Origin of the sequence: Streptomyces sp. NBC_00669 (assembly GCF_036226785.1) — a bacterium.
In the GTDB taxonomy this organism is placed as follows: Bacteria; Actinomycetota; Actinomycetes; order Streptomycetales; family Streptomycetaceae; genus Actinacidiphila.
Window position 1 is genome coordinate 4,194,816 of the sequence record NZ_CP109018.1, and the last position, 16,650, is coordinate 4,211,465.

Here is a 16,650-nt window from a genome sequence, read left to right on the forward strand (position 1 = left end):
ACGAACAAGACCTATTTTCTTTGCCATTTACAGAAGACGGAGGCGCGTGATGGAGTCGGACGACGGCGGGGACACGGCCCGCAGGCAACTCGGCGCGATGACTGCGAAGTTGTTGGAGGCGTCGAAGCTGAGCCTGTCCGACGCCAGCGCGGCTGTCCCCGATGGCCTCCTCACAGTGCGCACCCTCCAGAGGTGGCGTGACGGCGACTCCGCCCCGTCAGCGAGGCTTGAGCCTGCCTTCGTCGAACTGATCAAGAACTTACGGAAGACCGCCGAAGCACACGGAGACCATGGTGCCTACGACGACGCCGACTGGGAGAAGGTGCTACGGGCGGCGCAGCGGGAGAGCGCCCAGAGCCGAGGGCACAGCTCGGAGCAGCAGGACAAGGGCAGGAGACGAGGGCACGGCCATGAATCGCCCGACCCGAACCCGAAGATGCGTCTTGTCCAAACGCATCTGCCTGAGCTGCGAGTTGCAGATGCCCTGGTGGGACGGGAGGACGAACGCGCCGTGATGCACACCTTCATCCGGGCCTCCGGTCCAACCGCACCGTCGTACCTGTGCTGGCAGTCGGAACGCCCGGTCGGCAAGACGGCACTGCTGGCTGACTACGTGAAGAGGCCGGAGCGCAGCCTCGATGTCTTGAGCTTCTTCGTCTCCCTTACCCACGGCACGAACACCCGCGCCGATTTCACCGCCGTGGTGGGACAGCAGCTTCGCAACCTCCTCAGCCATCAACGTGACTCCCTACAAGAAGAGTTGCCCCGTGACGCCAAAGGCTGGGCGCGTCTCCTGGACAGGGCAGCCGCGAATAGCGCAGCCCACAAGAAGAAACTGCTGCTCGTCGTCGACGGACTCGACGAAGACACGGCATGGACCGACCAGGCCTCGGCCGAGGACGATGCGGCGGCGGACGGCGACGAGGCATACAGCGTCGCACCCGGCGGAAGCATCGCCGCGCTGCTGCCCGCCCATCCCGGCCCCGATCTGCGGATCATCGTGTCGACACGATGGAGCAGGCCGCCTTCCGGAGACTTACCGGTCGACCATCCACTGCGCCGGCGCGCGTACTACCGCACGCTCAGCCCCTCACCCCGTGCCGTCGCAATCGGAGCAAGCTCGTGGGCCGATGCGGACCGGTTGCGGGCGCATCCCCTGGGTAGCGCCGTCATGGAGTTGCTCGCGGTGTCGGGCGGGGGCTTGCGCATAGCGGAGCTTGCCGAGCTGGCCGACGCTCCGGTCAGCGAGGTCGAGCGTCTCATCCACAGCGCGGAGGGTCGCTGCGTCGTGCTGGACGACCCGGTGACGGAAACGTACGCCCTCAGTCACGCCGACATCCTGCGATCTGTCCGCCAGACACTCGGGACGGCCGGCGTCGCGCGCCGCGCGGCACAGTTCCACGCATGGGCAGAACGCTGGCGCTCCGCCGACTGGCCGGAGTCGACGCCGCCGTATGTGCTCCAGCGCTACGTCCGCCTGCTGGACGATCCCGACCGCCGGCGCGAGTACGTACTCGACCCACATCGGCAGAGGCTGCTGGCGGCTTCGGCGGGTCATGACGTCGTACTCGCGCAGTTGGACGCACTTGGTGCGGAGCTGCCGAGCGCCGACAGGCGCGACGTTGGCACCGGACAAGTCGCAACGGCCGTACGGCTCGCCGCTTCTCGGGCGTGTTTGACGGACCGGTCCCTTGAAGTCCCGCTCGACGCACTGCTGCTGTACGGAGAACTCGGTGACGTCAACCGTGCCCGCGCGCTCGCACGGATGATGCCGGGCCCGGTGGTCCAAGCGGCTGCGCTGGCCCGGACGGCGGTGGTGGTGTGTGAAAGAGGGCCGGGGGAAGGAGCTGCCGCGCTCGCGCAGGAGGCGGTGGCGTTGCTGGACCGTGCCGACCGAACGTTTCCCATCCCGGCCCAGGATGCGGACGTCTATGCGGAGATCGCCGTGGCAGCGCGCGAATTGCACGCACGGGGCGAGACCACTGGCGCGTTCGGACTGCTCCGAGCCGTCATCCTCAGCGGCGCGGCCGACATCGAGACCCTCGTCACGGCGACCAGCGTGCTGCCGGCGAGTGGTGACGATGACCAGGAGTGGGTGAAGGTGGTCGAGGCGCGGGCGGACGACCTGGGTGCGGGCGACGCTCGGGCGAAGGCCGCCGCCGTGGACATCTGGGCGACGATCGCCCGAAGGATGCCGTCCCGTGGCAAGGACGCTCGACGGCGCATCATCGCGATTTGCGACGAGTTGGACCCGACTGACGGACTGGTCGCTGTGGACGTACTCGCCGTCGCTGTCTCCGCGCTGAAGGGAAGCAGGGCGGTGGCGATCCGGTTTGCGAGGAGAGCGATGGACCGGCTGGCCGCGGCTCTGGCCGGCCCTGGTGCCCTCTCCCCCACCGACCAGGCACACCTTCGACGCGATGTGTCCACCACGCTGGAGCGGCTCAGCCAGGCCGCGAACGACATGCCGACCTTCCTGGAGATGCCCGCCGAGCTCGCGAAACTGGTGTCGACTCATCGGGAGATGCTGCGCTCAGGCCTGCTCGGCGACGACCTCGCGGAACGCGCTGAACTGAAGCTTCCCGGTCTGGAGCCGCGCGCCGAAGAGAGTCACCAGGGAACTCTGGCCGATCAGCACGAGCGTGATCCCCAAACACCGCGACACGTCGCGCTGCTGCGACAAGCCCGACTGCTGGTGCAACACGGCGACCTCCTCCTCGGCCGCGAGCGACTTGAGGAGGCGCTCCGTCGCCTGCCCACACGGACAACGCCAGCCGCATCCGAAAGGCGTTGGACGGCCGCACTGCTTCAAGGGCTCGGTGTGGTTGGGGAGTTCACGTCGGCGGAGCAGTTGATCAGTGCTGCTCACCGAGCTACGTACGAATGCCGTCACTTGGCCGCTCTCTCGATCGGCGCAGCACAAGGCGGCTACGAGGTCGAGGCACGCCGTTACGCACAGGCCGCAGCACAACTCGCCGGTGATTCGCACGATCCGGTCCTGCGGGGCATCACCGCCCAAGCCCTGGCCCACGCCGGGGAAGTCGACGCCGCCGAGGAGATGGCGACGCGTACTGATCCGGCGGACGCCATGAGAGCCGGGGCCCGCCAGGCCCAGTTCCGCCAGTCGCTGACGGCGGTAGCCGCCGGCCTCGCCCATCGAGACCCCGAGGCAGCCGCCCGACTCATCGAGCCGATAGCCCAGGCGGTGGAGCTCCGACTGACTCACGGCAGCCCGCTCGCCCCTCTCCCCCAACTGGCCGGACTGCTACTCGCTTCCCCGGACATCCGTGGGCCCGGGCCGCATATACGCGAACTGCTGGGCCGCGCCTCTGCCTTCGTAAGCGGACCCCGCCAGCAATGGCACCCGCCGTCCGCAGTACTCCTCGCGCTCCTGGAACGCCTCCACTGCGTACCCGATACGGCCGACGTGGCCGAGGCGGTGCACGGGTGGGTGCCCACGCTCCCGCGTGATCAGCTTCCCTACGCCGAAATGGCCTTGCTCAAAGCAGTGGAAGGTGATCTGGACGACGCCATGCGGATCGCCGAGGCAGCGACAACGTCGGAGATGCGCTCGTCCGCACTGGGTGCGGTCGCCACTCATCTGGCGGGCGCCGAGGTCACTCTGTCCGTCGACCCCGCGTCCGTAGACGCCTCGATACGTCTCCACCTCGCACTCGCCCACGCCGGGCGCGACCGAAGCACCCACGACGAAGCAGCCGCTCGTGCGCTCGTTCTGAAACTGCTCACCACCGACAGCTGGGCATCGACCATCCCCCTCCTTCCCCGCGTCGCCCCCGAGTCACTCGCACCGCTCGCCGAACTGACACTGGAGCTCGGCCAAACCGAGGCGGACGCAGCCTGAGCGGACGCGTAAGACTCATCCCCAGCAGACGCGGGGGGCAGTTGGAGTGACGTCCGGCAGCATGCCGGCCTGGGATACCCATCCCCGCGGGCGCGGGGAGCGGGATTCGTCGCGTCGGCGAGCCGCTTGGCGTTCGGTCCATCCCCGCGGGTGCGGGGAGCAGTGCACCGTCACCGTCAGCGTGGTGGCGGCCCCGGGTCCATCCCCGTGGGTGCGGGGAGCAGTCTTACTGACCTGCGGGTTTTCGGGTGGGCGGACCGGCCCTGAACCAACAGCAGAGAAAGCGACATTTGGGGCACCGAACGGGCGGGAGCGACCGGCAACTCCCCACCGCACAGAGTACGGTCGTGCGAAGGCCCACCGCTCCCGGCCACCTCGCAAAGCGAGTAAACGCGCGGGTTCGACGCAGCGGCTCCATGACCGCAAGGGCGCGAGCGTCACACCGCACCACCGCCGCACATCCGCACCAGGCAGAGCGGTACGGCTCGGTCAGCCGCAGGTGTCAACGGCCGGGGCCCTGCCGGCACCTCGGGCCGTACGTCTCGCCCACCAGCACGGACGCCGACAAGGCCCCCATGATTCCCAAGCTCTGAGCGCGGGTTCGATTACCGTCATCCGCTCCGTAAAGAAAGAGCCCCGGGTCAATGACCTGGGGCTTTGTTGTTGCGTAGACCATTTCGCGAGCCGCGTGCCATTGGCGTGTCGCAAGGCAAGGAAAACGGCTGCGGAGAAGCGCTGTTGGGGGGCTTTTCCACTCCGCCCGGTGTCTTTGGGCGGATCGACCTCGTCGCTACTGGTCTGCCGCGATGTGCGGCGGATTGCCGGCCGACAACCGTTCCAAGAGGACACCGGAGCCGTCATCCGCCATAGCTTCGTGAAGATTCCGGCGGCACGAAGACGGGACGGGCCCGCGGCCCGCGGCACACGCGGACGACCGGAACATCCGCGCCCGGACCGCGACCAGGCCGTACGCGAGGGTGGATGCCCCGGCGGGCGGCGTGGGCCGCGGGCCGGGGCATCCACGGGCACGGTGGCCGCTGTCACGGTCAGACGTACGCGACGGGCCGGGACTGCTCGGCCGAGACGGCCGAGCCGTCCCGCTTCGCACGGCCGAGCAGCAGCTGCCCGCGGACCACGATGGTGCCCAGCCGGACCACGACCTCACCGAACGCCATCAGGATGAGCGCCACCACCCACGCCTGACCGCTGGTGATGTCGTGAGCCGCCGAGAAGTGGGCGACGTGGACCGCGCCGGAAGGGTGCGAGGACCACACGGCGAACCCGAGCCGGAACCCCATGCTGACCACCCACAAGGCGGCCGCACCCACCGAAGCACGAATCCGCACGTGACCGTCGGCCAGCCGGACACGGGTGAGCAGACCGCCGAGAAGACCGAAGACGACACCCACGCCGGCGAACACACCCGCCAGCAGCAGGTCGTTCCCCGCCGTGGGGATGTGGTGCAGGTAGGTGGACGCCGCCCAGCCGATGATGCCCAGCGGCAACAGCACGGTCCGCACCGTCAGCCGCTCCTCCCGCATCTGCCGGAAGACGATCAGAACCAGAACGATGTCGATGACCCAGTCAGTGGTTGTCATGGCACCGAGCATCCGCTCCGACGGCCCCCGCGCCCTCAACCCACGGGTGGAACCCCGGGTGGACATCGCCTCTCCACCCCCTGCCACCCCTCGACACGGGCAGCGGCCACAACCGGCCGATCCGGGCGGCACACGGCAGCCTCCGCGGGGCTCCGACCCGGGTGCGTCCGCGGAGACACCTTCACGCGCGCACCGCGCCGGAATGGGCCGCGATCAATGGTCGAGGACGTGGTTTTCCACAACCTCCACCATTCACGACCAGTATCTCCACCGACTCTCGGCGGCCTATCACGAAAGATGGTGAATTTTGCGGCGGACCTGTTCCCGAAAGGCTGCACACCCCGATCTGGCAAAACTAATTATGCAACTTTGTTGAAGGGTTGACCGGCCCACTCGCCGCCCGTACAAGTTGGTCTTGACCAATCTGCTCGACGGTCAGGACCGGACCACTCCGCAAGAGCGCCTCTCACTCCTGGAGGATTCCATGCGAGTCGGAAGACAGCTTCTACGCATTGCACTCATCACCGGCTCGGCACTCGGGCTGACTGTCGGCGGCACGGCCTTCGCGGTGGCCGCGGCGCCCTTGGCCCAGGCGCCCACCGCCCAGGCACCCGCCGCGCAGGCGCCCACCGCGCAGGCAGCCACCACCTGCGCCGCGGCGTGGAGTTCCGGCACCGCCTACACCGCCGGCCAGCAGGTGAGCGAGAACGGGGCCAATTACACCGCCAATTACTGGACCCAGGGCAACGACCCGGCGACCAGCAACGGCGGAAGCGGCAGCGGACAGCCGTGGACGTCCAACGGCGCGTGTACCGGCGGATCGTCAGGAGGCGGGGGAGGTACCGGCCCCGGGACCGGATCGGGTTCGGTCAGCGGGCTGCTCTTCAGCCCGTACAAGGACGTCACCATCAACATGAACTGGAACACCTACCAGATGCAGTCGGCCGTGACCGGGTCCGACCTGCCGGTGGTGGGCTCCGGCAGCCTGGTGTCGCAGTACCTTCCGAAGCTGCCCGCGCTCACGGTCGCGTTCGCCACCGGCGCGTGCGGCAGCGAGAACTGGGGCGGTGTCTCGGGCGCCGACTGGGCCGCCGAGAACGTGCCGCAACTCCAGTCCGCCAACCTGGACTACGTCCTGTCCACCGGCGGTGCGGGCGGAACCTTCACGTGCGGCTCGACGGCGGGCATGGAGTCGTTCATCGCCCGCTACGCCGGCCCGAACCTGGTCGGCGTCGACTTCGACATCGAAAGCGGCCAGAGCGCGTCGGACATCCAGAACCTGGTCGCCGCGGCGGCCGGAGCACAGGCGCAGTACCCGAACCTCCAGTTCTCGTTCACCCTCGCCACGCTGGGCGCGTCCGACGGCAGCTACAGCGGCGTGAACTCGCTCGGCGACGAGGTCGTCAAGGCGGTGCTCGGCTCCAGCCTGCAGAAGTACGTCATCAACCTGATGACCATGGACTACGGCAACGCGTCCAGCAGCGTGTGTGTCGTCTCCTCCGGCAGCTGCGAGATGGCGCAGTCGGCGATCCAGGCGGTGCAGAACCTCGAGCACACCTACGGGGTCCCGGCGAGCAAGATCGCCGTCACCCCGATGATCGGCATGAACGACGCCACCAGCGAGATCTTCACCCCCGCGGACGCCGACACGCTGACGTCGTACGTGGTCAGCAACGGCCTGGCCGGGCTGCACTACTGGTCACTGGACCGGGACACGCCCTGTTCGGACACGTACGCGTCTCCCACCTGCAACTCCCTCTCCAGCACGACACCGCTCGAGTACACCGACAAGTTCCTGAGCGACCTCGGGGACTGACGAAGGACCCCGGACGGGCCGCGCACGGACCACCGTGCGCGGCCCGCCTGCTTCCGGGGCGCGGGCGACCCCCGTGATTCCCCGGCACGGAGCGGGGACCTGTTGGGGCTCGTGCGCACGGTCGGACGGCACTGTGCCCCGCTGCCGGTGGCAGCGGGGCACAGGTTCCGGTGGTGCTCCGGGGCCGGATGTCCCCCCTCCGGGCGTCCTGCCCCGGAGCGTCCGGTCAGGCCGTCTGTACGGGGGCGGCCTGACCGGAGGTCACTTCAGGGCGGCGAGTGCGGTGTCCACTCCGGCCAGGGGGGAGCCGAGGCCGGTGACGGTGTCGTACCCGGGGCCCGCGGTGCACTCGGTGCCGCACAGGCCGTTGGAGCCCGAGGTGACGTCGTTGAGCTTGGGGCCCAGGGCGTACACGTCGGTGTGGGCGGTGTCACCGTGCGGGCCGGCGGCGGCCAGCGGTGCCTTGCCGGCCTGGGTCCGGAGCTGGTCTGCCGCGCTGATCAGGGCGGCCCAGGACGGGGCGGACAGGCTGGTACCCCCGACCTCCATCCACACAGGGGTTCCTCCGGCGGAGGTGTAGACGGCCACGCCGGTGTTGGGGTCGGCGACGAAGCTGACGTCCGGGGTGGCACGGAACTTCGAGCTCTGCACGCCCTTCTGGTAGGCGGGGCGCTTCTCGAAGTAGCTCAGGCCGCCACCGGTCGAGGACCAGGCGGTCTCGCCCAACGTGGTTCCGGAGGCGTCCAGTCGGAGGCTGGTGCCGCCGATGGCGAGCGCGTTCGGGTTGGTGCTGGAGTAGCCGGCCGGGTAGCCGGCGTCACCGGTGGACTGCACGCAGACCGAGTCGGCGAGCGCGCAGTGGCCGTCGTAGAAGGACTCCTCGGAGAACTCCGGCATGCCCCAGCTGTTGCTGACGGCGGCCGGGTGCAGCGAGGCGGCCTTGTCCACGCCCTGGTAGAGGCCGGCGGCGGAGGCGTCGGCCGCCTCGACCAGCACGATCTTGGCGTGCGGGGCGACGGAGTGCGCCCACTCGATGTCGAGGGCCTCCTCCTCGTTCCAGTTGGCGTCGACGGCGGGCTTGGTGCCGTCGGCGTAGACCTGCTGGAAGTCGAAGCAGTCCGTGCCGGCCGGGACGCTGTCGCAGGTCTGCGGCAGGCCGAAGTGGTCGGCGAAGTGGTTCAGGTCGTCCTTCGCGGTCGGATAGTCGTAGGCGTCGACGATGGCGACGGTCTGGCCGGTGCCGTCCCCGGTCAGGCCCAGGCGGGCCTGGATCTGCTGCGGGGTGTAGCCGCGGGTGGGCTGGTCGGTGTCGTCGGCGGTGGCCGCGACGGTCGACTTGATCTTCACCTGCGGGGCGATGGTGCCCGTGGTCGGCAGGGTCGCGCCGGTGAACGGCGCGAGGGTCGAGGCGCCGGTGCTCCGCTCGCCCTTCTGCTTCGCGGCCAGGTCCTTCGCGGCCTGGCCCTCGGGGGCCTGGTCGCTTCGCGGCTGGACGGAACGGGTGGCGGCGGTCGCCGGCTGCGGGGTGTCGGTGACCTGCTGGACCGTCACACCGTGCGGGTAGTTGTCCACCGCGACCATGTTGGCGCCGTACCCGCCGGTGTTCTCGTTGAGGTCGAAGGCGGCGTCGTCGTACGGCAGGCCGACGATGTCGGTGGCCTTGCCGCCGGTCAGGTCCACCGCGACGGCGGTGCCGGCGTAGAGCGAGAAGGCCTCACTGGTGCTGGTGAGGTAGTCGTCGGTCCTCGAGAACGGCTGGTCGTACTGCTCCAGTCCGCCGACGGCGCCGACGAAGGTCTCCTTGCCGCCGGTGGTGGTGGCGAAGATGCCCTGCTGGTTGTTGGGGAGCGTGCCGATGTTGAACGGGTCGCCGCCGTCCGCGGGGTAGACGGTCATCTGGAAGGCGTGCAACTCGATCAGGCCGTACTTCTGCGAGGCGGCGAAGCCCTGGAAGGTGTTGGCGCCTACGGTGTCGTGCTCGGCGAGCACCTTGCCCGTGGCTCCGTCCACGAACTGCGTGCGGTGCTCGCCGGTCGAGGGCTGGTCGCCGCCGAAGGCGAAGGCGACTCCGTCGCCGCCGGCGCCGGGGATCGCCGTACTGGCGAAGGCGCCGGCCTGCTGCTCGATCCAGGCGGCGGAGGCGACGTCGGCGTTGCTGGGCTGCTCGCTCCACATCTGCGTACCGGTGGTGGCGTTCAGGGCGACGCCGGTCGGGGCGGGGTCGGTGGCGCCGGTGTCGAAGCCGGACCGGGTGCCGCCGTACTCCAGGAACAGCCGGCCCTGGCCGTCGGTGACGGGAGTGGAGTAGACGACCTGCTTGCTGCCGACGCCGGCCGGGCGGTAGTCCCACATCCGGGAACCGTCCGCGGTGTAGGCGGCCACGTCGCTCGCACCGGTGGCGACGATCTCGCCCTTGGTGACGGCCAGGCCGTACTGGAAGGCGCCGGTGGTGACGTCGGCACCGACCTTGCCGGTGGCCGGGTCGAGCACGGCGAAGCCGTGGGAGGTGGCGGCGAGCACGCGCGGCGCGGTCCTGCCGTGCTTGTCGACGACGTTCGCCACCTGGATCTGGTGGACGGCCGCGCTGACGGCGGAGTGCCACAGGACGGTCGGGGCGGTGTTCTTCAACGAGCGGCCGTCCAGGGCGAAGACGCCGTGGCTCTGGCCGCCGACTATCAGGTCCTTCACCCCGTCGCCGTTGACGTCGACGGACGCGGCCGAGTAGTTCTCGCTGAACAGCGGCAGGTCGGTGGCCTTGCCGTTGCTCTTCTTCAGCGTCCAGGCGTTGAGGTCCAGGCCGACGCTGAGCAGGCCGCCCTGGTAGGGGGTGACCTGGTCGCCGGTCACGTCGCCGTCGCGGCGCCATGCCAGGGAGCCGTTGCGCGCGTCCAGGGCGAGCAGTTGGGTGTTGTAGACGCCCTCCGGCTCGGTGGCGCTGTCGGCAACGTTGTCGGCGACCGCGGCGTAGACCTGGCCGTGGCCGGACGGGTCGTACGTCAGTGACAGCGTGGGCGCGTTGGGGTTGCCGACGGTGCTGCTGGTCTGGTGGGTCCAGACGGTGTCGCCGTTGCCGTCCCAGCCGGAGATCGTGCTCTGCCCGTCGGACAGGTCGGCGTTGATGCCGAGTTCCGCCACCGCGTAGCGCGCCTGCTTGCCGTGCGCCTGGCCGTTGACGACGAAGTCCTCGGGGATGGTGTTCTCCCGCGAGGCCAGCACGGTCCGCGCGCCGGTCTGCGCGTCGACCGCCGTCAGGTCCCAACGCACCGCGTCGTAGGGGTCGTTCTGCTCGGCGACCAGCACCCGGTCAGAACCCGGGTCCTGCTGGAGGATACGGGGGTAGCCCGGCGTCTTGGTGTCGACCAGGGCCTTGCCGCCGGCGGTGCTCACGACCAGGACGTGGCCGGCGGCCGGCCGGGGGTTGCCGAGGCCGAAGGGCGTGTCCGTCCAACCGACCGTGATCCGGCCGTCGTTGAGCGGTTCGACGTCCGTCCATTCGGCCCAGGGCGCGCCGGTGCTGTACGTCCACGCCTTCTTGGCGGTGACGTCGCCGCTCTTCTTCGCCGTGAAGGAGTAGGCGAGCAGCGAGCTGCGGCTGTCGCCCTGGGTGGCCACCGGGTCGTCGCCCCAGTCGGGGCCCGTGGTGTCGGCGACGACCAGCTTGCCGTCCTGTACCAGGAGCGAGCCGACGTAGCCCGGCAGGAGCTGGTGCCACAGCATCCGGCCGGTCCGGCCGTCGAGCACGTTGACGAACGTGCCGGACGGCAGGTCGGAGCCGGGCGAGGTGAACGGCCGTGACGGGTACTGGCCCACGGAGTAGGCGACCGCGATGTCCGCCACGCCGTCACCGTTGAAGTCCGCCTGGGCGAAGGGGTGCCGGCCGGAGGACCCCGGCGAGTAGGGGTCGTAGCCCTCGGACATCACCGCGTTGAACACCTGGGGCTGGTAGGCGTTGACCGGCTTCACCTGCCAGTCGTCGTACAGCGAGCTGGTGCTCTTCTGCCAGACGGGGTCGCCCTGGGCGTCGTACCGGGTGATGGAGCCGCCGGAGGACAGCGCGACCCAGTCCTGGGTGCCCTGGAGCGCCAGTGTGGAGACGGAGCCGCGCGCGCTCTCCCACGTCGTGGACTGGTCGATGCCCGTCGTGGAGGGCGCGGCCGAGGTCGAGGGTGCTGACGTGGAGGGCGTCGACGTGGAGGGTGCTGACGTCGAGGGGGCGGCGGTCGTCCCGGTGGACGACGCGTCACCCGAAGCCGCCGCGGCGACGAACCCGGAGGTGCCGTCGGCGCGCTGGATGTACTTCGCGCTGAGCTTCGCCAGCTGCTTGGCGTTCAAACGCACGGGCTTGGGTGCGACCGGGGCGGCGTGTGCCGCCGGTGCGGACAGCAGCGCTGTGGCTACCGCCAGGACAGCGGCTGTCGCGCCGCCGCGTAGGGCTTGGCCTGCGGGTCTCATCGAGATCCGTCACTCCTTTGTCACCGCGAGAGGGGGTGGCTGTACCTTTCCAGCCATCAGCCGGTGGTGGGAGCGATCCGGGTGGCCTGCTGTGGCCGTTGGCCGCACAAGGCCAGCTACCGGCCGGGCTTTTCCGGGCAATGGGAAGAAAGGGGTCGCGATGTTGGAGCCGGTCGGGCTGGACGAAGTCACCGAGCGGGCCTACGGGGTGCTGCTGCACGAGGAGCAGCTCACCGCGGGCCATCTGGCCGGCATCCTCGATCTGGCACCCGCGCGTGCCCGCCAGGTGCTCGACGGCCTGGTGACGGCCGGGCTCGCCCAGTACCACCAAGGGCGGCCGGCACGCTACCGGCCGGTCGACCCCCGCACCGGCCTGACCGGGCTGATCCGCTCGCGCCAGCGCGAACTGGAGCGGGTCGCCGCCTCGGTGGAGGCGTACGCCGCCGACTACCACGAACGCAACCTGCGCTCCGACCCGCGGCTCCTCGTGGAGGTCATCGAGGGACCCAACGAGGTCACCCGGCGGGTCGAACTCCTCGTCACCAGCGCGGAGCACGAGATCCTCGCCTTCGACGCGCCGCCCTACGTCTCCTCGAACGGCACCACGTCCCCGTCCGAACGGGACGCGCTCGCGCGCGGCGTGAGCGTACGGGCCGCCTACGCCACCGAAGTGCTCGCGATTCCCGCACGGGCGGAGACGCTGCGCGAGATGGTCCGGCTCGGCGAGCAGGCGCGGGTACTGCCCCGCGTACCGACCAAGTTGATCGTGGTGGACCGGCGCGAGGCGATCCTGCCCCTCACCGGCTCCGACGAGGGGCGGCGCACCACTGCGGCGTACGTCCGCCGCTCCGGACTCAGCGACGCGCTGGTGGAACTCTTCGAAGCGCACTGGGCCATGGCCACCCCTGTCTTCGCCGCCACCGAGCCGCCCGGGCCGACCGACCCGACCGACCCGGCCGACCCGGCCGATCCGGAGATCTCCCCCGAGGACCGGGCGCTGCTGCAGTTGCTGAACGCCGGCTTGAAGGACGAGGCGATCGCCCGCCAACTCGACCTCAGCCAGCGCACCTTCCGGCGCCGGGTGGCCCATCTGATCCACCGGCTCGGCGCCACCAGCCGCTTCCAGGCCGGCACCCAGGCGATGCGCCGCGGCTGGCTGTGACCCGACCCGACCCGGGCAGGCTCAGGCGGCGGCGGCGAGGTCGGGATCGGGTCAGGGCCGGGCGAAGAACGCGCGCATGGCGGTGTGCAGCCAGTCCTGGACGGCCTGGTGGTCGGGGTGGTCGGGCCAGTGGCCGAACGGCATGACGTGCAACTCCTTGGTTCCTGCCAGGCAGTTGAAGACCGCGAACTGGCCGGGCGGCGGCACCGCCGGGTCCAGGAGCGCCGCGGCGACGTGCACCGGGATGCGCAGACGGCGGGCGGCCGTGGCCGCGTCGAAGTAGCCGAGGACCTCCAGCACCGACGGGTCCGCCAGCCATCGCTCACGGACCTGCGCGCCGCTGCCCCGGCACTCCAGGCCGACCCGCAGGGGATGGTCGCCGAAGCTGGGCACGGTCAACTGCCCGGTGGCGAAACGCTCGTCCCACGGCAGCGCGAGCGCGCCGATGCCGCCGCCGAAGCTGGAGCCCTGGAAGTCCGTCCGCAGGCCGCGGAGGGCCGGGACCAGGTCGTGCAGGGCGGTCACCGCGCACCACACGTCGGCGGCGCACCCGCCGTGCACGTAGGTCTCGCGCGACGCGATGCCGTGCAGGACGTGCGGGGAGGTGACGGCGGGCGAGGCGCTGAGCGCGGGCAGCCCCCGCAGGCACGGCTGGAGGGATGCCACGCCGTCCATCGGCAGCCGGGGGTCCGGCGCCGCCCGCCCGCCGTAGCCATGGGCGATCACCGCGCCGCGGCACGGCTCGCCCGTCGCGGGCACGGTGAGCCAGCCGCCCAGCCGCACCCCGCCGAGGCTGGTGTAGCTGACGCGGTACGCCTCCACGGCGGCGGCGCCGGCCTGGTGCCCTTCGAGCGCGGCTTCCTGCCACCCGTCGGGCAGCCGTTCCTCGATCCGCGCGTCGACCCGGACGTCCCGGGCCCGCCGGTACAGGTCGCGCCAGAACGCGTCGAAGTCGTCCGGCTCGTGCGCGGGGCCGGGAACGGCGCGGAGCGCGGCGAGGTCGTGGCCGTAGGTCGGGTCGAAGGGGAACGGGGCTGTGCGGGGTGGTGCGTCAGGGCGCGCCATGAACTCTCCTCGCGGTGGGGTCGGTTGACTGCCGCCGGGGCGCGCGACCCCCGGACGGGGGCGCGCACACCTCCGGCCGCCGGCCGTCGCTCGTCGGCGGGCGGCCGTCACCAGTTGGTGAACGCGCCGTCCGGGTTGCGCAGATGGGGGCGTTCGGCCGCGGTCGCGGTGTACCGGCGGGCGGCTTCGCGGTCGAGGGTGACGCCGATGCCGGGGAGGGCGGTGGAAAGGACGCGGCCGGGCCGGATGGTGGGGCGGGTGGCGAAGAGTGCGGCGATGGCCGGTTCGGGGTCGGTCTGGTGCTCCTGGATCGCGATGTTCGAGCAGGCCAGGTTGAGTTGGAGGGAGGAGGCGGCGGTGACCGGGCCGAGGGGGTTGTGGGTGGCGAGCTTGATGTGGTGGGCCTCCGCCATCGCCGCGATCTTCTTCGCCTCGGTGAGCCCCGCGGCGACCCCGACGTCCACGCGGGCGTAGTCGATCAGGTCCTCCTCGATCAGGGTCCTGAACTCCCATTTGGAGCCGTACTGTTCGCCCGCGGCCAGCGGAACTCCGGTGCGGGAGCGCAGCATCCGGTAGCTGTCGGGGTTCTCGCAGCGCAGCGGGTCCTCGACGAAGTACGGGCGGGCCGCCTCGATTTCGCGGCACAGCGTCACCGCCTCGGGCGGGTCGAGCCGGGTGTGCACGTCCAGGATCAGTTCGGTGTCGTCGCCGAGCGCGTCCCGCACCTGGTGGAAGAGGCTGACCGTGTCCCGCAGGCAGCGCCGGGCGTCCAGGATGTCACCCGGGTCGTGCGGCGCGGAGAAGCGCAGATGGCCCCAGCCCTCGGCGACCAGTGCGCGGCAGCGGTCCAGGAACCGCTCGCGGTCGTGGTAGTCGTCGCCGACGTGTACATACGCGGGGACGTAGTCCCGTACGGCGCCGCCGAGGAGTTCGTGCACCGGCACGCCCAGCGCCTTGCCGCGGATGTCCCACAGCGCGACGTCCACGGCCGCGATGGCGGCGCCGAGTATCCGGTCGGCCGGGAAGAAGCCCCGCCGGAACATGACCTGCCACAGACGCTCGATCCGCCGCGGGTCCTCGCCGACGATCAGCTCCGCGAGATGTTCCAGCCCGCCGGCCACCGCCTTCTGCCGGGATCTGATGCCGACCTCGCCCAGGCCGTGGATGCCCTCGTCGGTGTCGACCACGACCAGCATCATGCTGTCGCCGTGGTCGGGGAGGGTCAGCACTTCCAGGCCGGTGATCTTCATCCCGCTCCTCCGTGAGACTGCTATGAAAACGTTCCCGCAACACCATCAGGCGTGCTGAGAACGCATCATCCGCAATGACCGTGCCGTTCCGCAAGGCCCTACCGCCCTCAGGATTTTCCTTGTGGAAACACTCTTGACACCTCCGGGAACGTTCGCAAAGATCCACGGCATCCGGCAGCAGCGAGGCTCCGGGCGGCGATGATGCGAGGAGGCGGTCCGTGGCAACCACGATCCGGGAGGTGGCCAGTGCCGCGGGCGTCTCGGTCTCGACGGTCTCCCGCGCGTTCACGGCACCGGAGCAGGTCCAGCAGAAGACCCGGCAGCGCATTCTGGAGGCGGCCACCAAGCTCGGTTACGCGCCGAACCCGGCGGCGCGCAGTCTGCGCGGCGGCGGCACCGGCACGCTCGGGCTGATCATCCCCGACATCGCCAACCCGTTCTTCCCGCCGATCGTCAAGGCGATGCAGGCCCGCGCCCGCCGGCTCGGCTACACCGTGCTGGTCACCGACAGCGACGAGCGCGAGGCGGACGAGCTGGAGGCGATCGCCGCCGTCTCCAAGCGGGTGGACGGCCTGGTGCTGTGGGCCTCCACGCTCACCGAGGACCGGCTGCGCGAACTGGCCGACCAGATGCCACTGGTGGTCGTCAACCGCCATGTGCCCGGCATCCCCGAGGTGCGGATCTCGCTGTCGGCCGGCATCGCGCAGGCGGTGGAGCACCTGCGCGCGTACGGCCACCGGCGCTGCGTGTTCATCAACGCCTCACGGGACGAGCTGAGCCGCGGCAAGTCGATCCACGAGTCGTTCGAGGCGCAGGACATCTCCTTCGTCGAACTCGGCCCGTACGAGCCGCGGTTCGAGACCGGAGTGCTGGCGGCCACGCTGGTCGCCGCGCACGGGGCGACGGCGGTCCTCGCGCACAACGACCTGGTCGGCCTCGGCGTGCTGCACCAGATGGCGAGCCTGGGCGTCAGCGTGCCCGGCGACGTCAGCGTCATCGGCATCGACGACACCCTGCTCGCGTCGGTCTCCACCCCCAGCCTCACCACCATCAGGATCGATCCGGAGGAGGTCGCCACCCGGGCGGCCGACCTGCTCCTGGAGACGATCGCGGGCCACGCCGACCGCCGTACGGGCGCTGCCGGCAACGCCGAGGACACCCCCTTCGCGGAGATCGGCTCCCGGCTGGTCCCCCGCGCGTCCACCGGGCCCGCGCCCACGCGCTGACCCCCGCGTCCACCCGCCGTCCTCGCGGGGGCCCCACCGCCCCGCCGTACCAGCCGCCGACCCCCCGCGGCGCTCCCGCCGTTCACGCCGCCGACCCTCGCGCCGGCCCCGCCGTACAACCCGGTGGCCGCCTCCGAGACCCCCTGCGCGGCAAGGCACCCCGCCCCGACCTCACCCTGCCCTCCGTGGAGACGAAATGTCCAGACAATACCGTAATGC

8 protein-coding genes are annotated in these 16,650 nt (G+C 70.6%); 4 read left to right on the plus strand and 4 right to left on the minus strand.

Annotated elements, in window-relative coordinates; translation table 11 throughout:
* Nucleotides 1–49: 49 nt before the first annotated feature.
* Nucleotides 50–3,862, plus strand: a complete 3,813-nt coding sequence (locus OG896_RS17315; RefSeq protein ID WP_329366454.1) for a hypothetical protein — start codon at nucleotides 50–52, stop codon at nucleotides 3,860–3,862.
* A 1,046-nt stretch (nucleotides 3,863–4,908) separates the two neighbouring features.
* Here the strand turns inward: OG896_RS17315 and OG896_RS17320 are convergent.
* A complete protein-coding gene (locus OG896_RS17320; RefSeq protein WP_329366456.1) occupies nucleotides 4,909–5,460 on the minus strand; it encodes a hypothetical protein in 552 nt (183 codons plus the stop codon).
* Between the two features lie 484 nt (nucleotides 5,461–5,944).
* On the opposite strand from OG896_RS17320, the gene OG896_RS17325 reads away from it, so the two are divergent.
* Nucleotides 5,945–7,276 carry a carbohydrate-binding protein gene (locus OG896_RS17325; RefSeq protein ID WP_329366458.1) on the plus strand — a complete coding sequence of 444 codons (1,332 nt, stop codon included), beginning with the start codon at nucleotides 5,945–5,947 and terminating at the stop codon, nucleotides 7,274–7,276.
* 261 nt (nucleotides 7,277–7,537) lie between these two features.
* On the opposite strand, the gene OG896_RS17330 is transcribed toward OG896_RS17325, so the two are convergent.
* Nucleotides 7,538–11,608, minus strand: a complete 4,071-nt coding sequence (locus OG896_RS17330) for a S53 family peptidase (RefSeq protein ID WP_329366460.1) — start codon at nucleotides 11,606–11,608, stop codon at nucleotides 7,538–7,540.
* A 280-nt stretch (nucleotides 11,609–11,888) separates the two neighbouring features.
* On the opposite strand from OG896_RS17330, the gene OG896_RS17335 reads away from it, so the two are divergent.
* The gene (locus OG896_RS17335) at nucleotides 11,889–12,890 is read left to right on the plus strand and encodes a helix-turn-helix domain-containing protein (RefSeq protein WP_329366462.1); all 1,002 of its coding nucleotides are present in this window, start codon (nucleotides 11,889–11,891) and stop codon (nucleotides 12,888–12,890) included.
* Between the two features lie 51 nt (nucleotides 12,891–12,941).
* Here OG896_RS17335 and OG896_RS17340 read toward each other — a convergent pair whose 3' ends face one another.
* The gene (locus OG896_RS17340) at nucleotides 12,942–13,955 is read right to left on the minus strand and encodes an acetylxylan esterase (protein WP_329366464.1); all 1,014 of its coding nucleotides are present in this window, start codon (nucleotides 13,953–13,955) and stop codon (nucleotides 12,942–12,944) included.
* Between the two features lie 107 nt (nucleotides 13,956–14,062).
* On the minus strand, nucleotides 14,063–15,205 hold the full coding sequence (locus tag OG896_RS17345) for a mandelate racemase/muconate lactonizing enzyme family protein (protein WP_329366466.1): 1,143 nt from the start codon (nucleotides 15,203–15,205) through the stop codon (nucleotides 14,063–14,065).
* A gap of 218 nt (nucleotides 15,206–15,423) precedes the next feature.
* On the opposite strand from OG896_RS17345, the gene OG896_RS17350 reads away from it, so the two are divergent.
* A complete protein-coding gene (locus tag OG896_RS17350) occupies nucleotides 15,424–16,431 on the plus strand; it encodes a LacI family DNA-binding transcriptional regulator (RefSeq protein WP_329366467.1) in 1,008 nt (335 codons plus the stop codon).
* Nucleotides 16,432–16,650 lie beyond the last annotated feature (219 nt).